Origin of the sequence: Desulfonatronospira sp., assembly GCA_003563255.1 — a bacterium.
In the GTDB taxonomy this organism is placed as follows: Bacteria; Desulfobacterota; Desulfovibrionia; order Desulfovibrionales; family Desulfonatronovibrionaceae; genus Desulfonatronospira.
The window spans coordinates 1-5195 of record PWSL01000188.1; the positions used below are offsets into that span (position 1 = coordinate 1).

The 5195-nt window shown below is 52.9% G+C and carries 5 protein-coding genes; all 5 read right to left on the reverse strand.

Annotation, left to right across the window (positions count from 1 at the left end; genetic code table 11):
• Window positions 1-375: 375 nt before the first annotated feature.
• A complete protein-coding gene (locus QZP87_RS05480) occupies window positions 376-957 on the reverse strand; it encodes a peroxiredoxin (RefSeq protein ID WP_291321916.1) in 582 nt (193 codons plus the stop codon).
• A gap of 14 nt (window positions 958-971) precedes the next feature.
• Window positions 972-1517: a TlpA disulfide reductase family protein gene (locus tag QZP87_RS05485; RefSeq protein ID WP_291321917.1), complete on the reverse strand. Its 546-nt coding sequence runs from the start codon at window positions 1515-1517 to the stop codon at window positions 972-974.
• Window positions 1518-1616: 99 nt separating this feature from the next.
• Complete coding sequence (locus QZP87_RS05490; protein ID WP_291321918.1) at window positions 1617-2465, reverse strand: 2-oxoacid:ferredoxin oxidoreductase subunit beta; 849 nt, start codon at window positions 2463-2465, stop codon at window positions 1617-1619.
• Between the two features lie 9 nt (window positions 2466-2474).
• Entirely contained in the window at window positions 2475-4175 is a 1701-nt protein-coding gene (locus QZP87_RS05495) for a 2-oxoacid:acceptor oxidoreductase subunit alpha (RefSeq protein ID WP_291321919.1), read from the reverse strand.
• Window positions 4176-4182: 7 nt separating this feature from the next.
• On the reverse strand, window positions 4183-4704 hold the full coding sequence (locus QZP87_RS05500; protein WP_291321920.1) for a ferritin family protein: 522 nt from the start codon (window positions 4702-4704) through the stop codon (window positions 4183-4185).
• Window positions 4705-5195: the final 491 nt, after the last annotated feature.

Consider the following 5195-nt stretch of genomic DNA (forward strand, 5'->3'; position numbering starts at 1 on the left):
AGCGCTTTGCATGTAGCACGGGGACTGGCTCTTCCGGGACCCGCTTGTCCCAAAAAATGAGTCGATTTGAGCACAAAATGATGCTCAAGTGGGTCCCGGAGTGCCTGTCCCCTGCTTTCCTGAAAAGCGCTAAGAAAATAAGTAATAATAACCTATACGTTGCCTTATTGTTCCCACGCTCCGCGTGGGAACAATCTTCGGACGCTCCGCGTCCAAAATGACCGCAGGAGCGGTCGAAAAACGTTCCCACGCAGAGCGTGGGAACGATAAGAAAATGATGCTCAAGTGGGTCCCGGAGTGCCTGTCCCCTGCTTTCCTTAAAAGCGCTAAACAGATACGAATCAAGAAACAGTTACTCCTGAGCAATCAATTATTTCAGGGCAGTTGTTCCAGAGCTTCAACAAGCATCTCCAATGGAGGCCGCCTGTTGATGTCCTCAACGTGGACGAACCTTATAATACCTTCCTTATCCACCATTATTGTTGCACGTTCAGAGGTACCGTCTCCACGTAGAACACCATATTGTTCAGCCACTTCCCCATGAGGCCAGAAGTCTGAAAGCACCGGGAACCAAAGCCCTCCCATGGCCCGGATCCATGAATACTGAGAAGGCACATTATCAGTGGTAATGCCCAGAATTATGGTGTCGTTTTCATCAAAAAAATGCCTGGCGATATTGTATCCCGGCCACTGATCCGAGCACACAGGGGTCCAGGCGGCAGGGACAAAGGAAAGCATTACATTTTTTTCCCCCCTGTACTGAGACAGGGTAATTTCCTCTCCATCCACAGAGGGCAGGGTGAAATCAATAGCCTGGTCTCCTTCCTCTACTTTCACCTCGCTGTCAATGGGTTTCAACTCACCAGGCTCGTAAATGGCACCCTCTCCCGCCGGAGAAAGGGCCGGAAATATCAGAAAAAAAGCCAGAAAAAAAATAAACGTCCTTATGCTTTTCATATCAGTTCACCTCCTCATAACAGGGCCTTTACTTCTTCAAGGTACGCCTCAATTCCATCCCGGAAAGGTCCGGTATGGGAATGCAGTATCTGGTTGTTGCCGGGATTAACCGCGTAAAAAGTAGGTGTTCCCACCTCACCCAGATGTTTATGCCATACAAAGTCAGGATCCGGAATCACCGGAAACACTACTTCATAGCGATCCCGGTAAACGCTGACCTCAAAGCTGGAATTACCCGGGGCGATTCCAAAAAGCTTTATGGATTCTTCCAGCCCCTGTTCATGGATCATTTCATACAGGTCGTTTACGTCCGGGGCCTCTCTCTGGCAGATGGGACAGTACATACTGAACACCTGAACCAGAACCAGATCAGCCTGTACATCCCCGATTACAAAACTCTCATTGTCGGTAATCCCCAGGTAATCCAGGTGTACGGCCTCTTCCGGAACCTGGATATTTTCCTCCGGGAAGTTGTCCATTTCCGCCCAGGCATGGGATGCCCAAAGCATGGCCATGCAAATTAACAAAGAAACAAAAGTCGCCGATATCCCCTTTTTCATTTTAACCTCCTGCTTGATATAAAGTTCTGGTTGAAAACATCGCCGAACGGATCACAAAATGACTACAGCATACAAAAAAATGTGAGCATTCAAAAAACGTCAGGCAAAAGATGCAAAAACCTCTTTGAGCCTTGCTGTGTCTGGCCTGTTTTTAAAAAGAGGCTCTCCTGTTGGATGGGGAAGGCTCTCTTCAAAAGTCGGCTTATGACTCTGATAGATAATCCCCAGGGGTATCCCCGCATCCCACTGCCTGGAAAGGGCCATGGCCTGCTCCCAGTTTTGTGGATCATGATCTTCCGGGATATAGCAGCGCTCTTTGTACCAGGCAAAGGTATTGACTTTATTAAAGCTTACGCAGGGCTGCAGTATATCCACCAGGCTGAACCCCGGATGCTGGACAGCCTTGACTATCATCTCGGTCAGGTGATCCTGCATGCCTGCAAACCCCCGGGCCACCATCCCCGCCTGCATGGCCACAGCCACTCCCACGGGGTTAAAGGCCTCGGAAGGATTGCCCGCAGGCTGGGCCTTGGTCTTTTGCCCCCTGGCGGTGGTGGGGCTGGCCTGGCCCTTGGTCAGCCCGTAGATCTGGTTGTCGTGGGCCAGCAGGGTAATATTGATATTTCGACGCAGGGCCGCCAGAAAATGATTGCCTCCCTCGCCGTAGTTGCAGCCGTCCCCGCTCTGGACGATGACCACGGCGTGGGGGTTGGCCAGCTTGATTCCGGTGGCCGCAGGCAGGGCCCTGCCGTGCAGGCCGTTGTAAACATTGGTCCGCAGGTAGTGCGGAGATTTGGCCGCCTGGCCGATGCCGGAGACAAAAATACACTGGTGCGGTTCAAGGTCCATCTGCACCAGGGCCTGCTTGACGCACTTAAGTATGCTGTGATTGCCACATCCCGGGCACCAGGCCGTTTCAAAACTTCCAAAATCTTCCATGGAAACCATAAATCATCCTTATGACAGGGGTAAGCCTAAGGCAAACCCCTGCGAGATATTGTCTGCAATATACTGTCCATCCAGGGGCAGACCGTCGTAACGCAACACATAGGCCATATTAGCCGGCTGGACCATGCTGGTCACCAGCTGCGCGAACTGTGCCGTGGCATTGGATTCGACAAATATTACCCTTTGCGCCCGCTGCAGGTAATCCCTGAAATGCTCTGCATCCAGAGGCCACACCTGGGAAAAGTGCAGCACAGCAGTATCTTCAGGCCCCATGATTTCCCTGGCCTCCAGGGCCGGCCCCCTGGCGGAGCCCCAGCAGACCAGCAGGTCTTTTGGGTTTTGCGGGCCTGTATATGCCGGCAGGATTACTTCCTGCTTCAGGATATCGGCCTTTTTCAGCCTTTTGTCCACCATTTTTTTGCGTACCTGCAGATCCTCGGTAATGTGTCCGTCCGGGGTATGCTCGTCGCTGTCCAGGACCACCAGGTAAGGCCCCAGGGTGGGCACCAGGCGCGGAGAAACACCGCTGGGGGTGAAGGCGTACCTTTTATATTCTCCCGGGCCTTGCCATGAGCCTCCCGGGGATGCAACCGGTTCCAGAATATCCGGATCAGGCAGGTGCACGTTGCGGTAGGAATCGGCCAGGTACTGGTCCGTGAGAATAAAAACAGGGCCCTGGCTTTTCTCGGCCAGGACAAAGGCCTTGCGGGCCAGGACAAAGCATTGCCCGGGGTCTGCAGGAGCAAGCACGGCCCTTGGAAACTCCCCGTGCCCGGAGTAGAGGACCAGGTTGAGATCTCCCTGCTCGGTACGTGTGGGAAGCCCTGTAGCCGGACCGGGCCGTTGCCCCACCACAATGACAATGGGTGTCTCGGTCATGCCGGACAGGCTTACACCCTCGCACATAAGAGCAAAGCCTCCCCCGGAGGTGGCCACCATGGATCTGGCCCCGGCATAAGAAGCGCCCAGGGCCATATTTATGGCTGCAATTTCATCCTCTGCCTGTTCCACCACCATCCCGAAATCCCGGGCGTATGAATTCATGGTCATGGGAATCCCGGTGGAGGGGGTCATGGGATAATATGAGCAGAAATTTGCTCCGGCGCAAAGTGCCCCCAGGGCAAGGGCCTGGTTGCCGGCAAGCATCAGGCCGGCACTGCCTTTGGGCTCATCCAGGTCAAACCCGGCAACACCTGCTTGCGAAGCAAATGCATAGGCCTTGTCCAGAACCTCCAGATTTTTTTGCACTGCTTCCGGCTTTTTTTTCTCGAAAGCAGAACGGATGCATCCAGCCGGCATCTCCCGGTCCAGGCCCAGGATATAGCTTAGAACCCCCAGACCCACCACATTTTCGTACAATGCTGATCCAGCCAGGTCTGAAAATGGAATGTCCACAGCCTCAACCTTTGAAGCCTGGGCGTTATTATCCTTCAGGGCCACCGCACCTGGGTTTAACTCCCCCTGGTGCAGAGCAAGAGTTTCAGAGTTCAATGCCACCAGGATATCTATCCCGGTGGCCGGTCCAGGGACTTTTTCAACTCCCGTTCGAACCGCGTATGTATTGTGTCCGCCCCGGATTCGCGACATATAACCCTGGGTGACATGCACCTGGTAACCTGAACGGATCAGGGCCCTGGTCAGGAGTTCCCCGACAGTTACCAGGCCCTGCCCCGCCTCTCCACCGATTACAATATTCAACTCCCGGCGCATAATATACCTATGCCCCGTCCAGTCCGGACCTGGCCTTGCCCATGGCCCAGCCTTCGGGGTCCTCGTAATAATACTGCATATCGCTTAAAAGCACGTAATGCCCTTTTTCCTCCTGGATCATACGCTTTAGAAACTCGCGCTCCAGATCCTCGGAAGCCTTTTCCAGAGCTTCTTCATAAAATTTCACCAGGGCCAGCTCAAAATCGATGCCGGCATTCAGGGCCTTGGCTGTGGAGTCGCAGGGTTTTTCAGATTTGACCTTGCCGGCCAGGTCCCTGAAGGCCTGTCCGGCATCGCTGCCAATATCGTCCATGCGACAGGCCTGCTCCAGTCCCGAATCCTGATCCAGGGCCTTTTCGATCTCCTGGATCCTCTGTATATGCTGAATCTCGTCATCGCGAAGCATGGAAAAAATCTTCTGCCCCATCTGTGTTGTGCATTCTTTGGCTGCCTGCTCATAAAAGGCCTTGCCTTTCTCTTCCATTTCCACGGCCTTGCATACCCACTTCTTAAAATTTTCCCTGCTCATGAAAAAAGCTCCTTGTTTTTCTGGTTGAGAAATAGATATTGCCAATTTCTCTTTATGACTTTAAACATTGTTTGTAAAGATAATAATCATTACTTCTTTAAAAAAATAGCTGTTGACTTGTTCTCTTGTGAATTCATCTTCCTCCCAATCCCCACAATACCTGAATCCCTTAATTCCCAATCCCCAGCGTCTACTGACCTCTGATCTCTGATTTAGACGCTTAGCACAAATTTCAAACCAACATGTTGGTCGTTAAAATCGGTTCCTGGTTCTTACCTCTCGTTCCCAGGCTCCAGCCGCTTTACCTCTCGTTCCCAGGCTCCAGCCTGGGAACGTTTTGTTCTTGCGGCTCCAGCCGCTTTACCTCTCGTTCCCAGGCTCCAGCCTGGGAACGTTAAGTTCTTGCGGCTCCAGCCGCTTACCTCTCGTTCCCAGGCTCCAGCCTGGGAACGTTAAATTCTTGCGGCTCCAGCCGCTTACCTCTCGTTCCC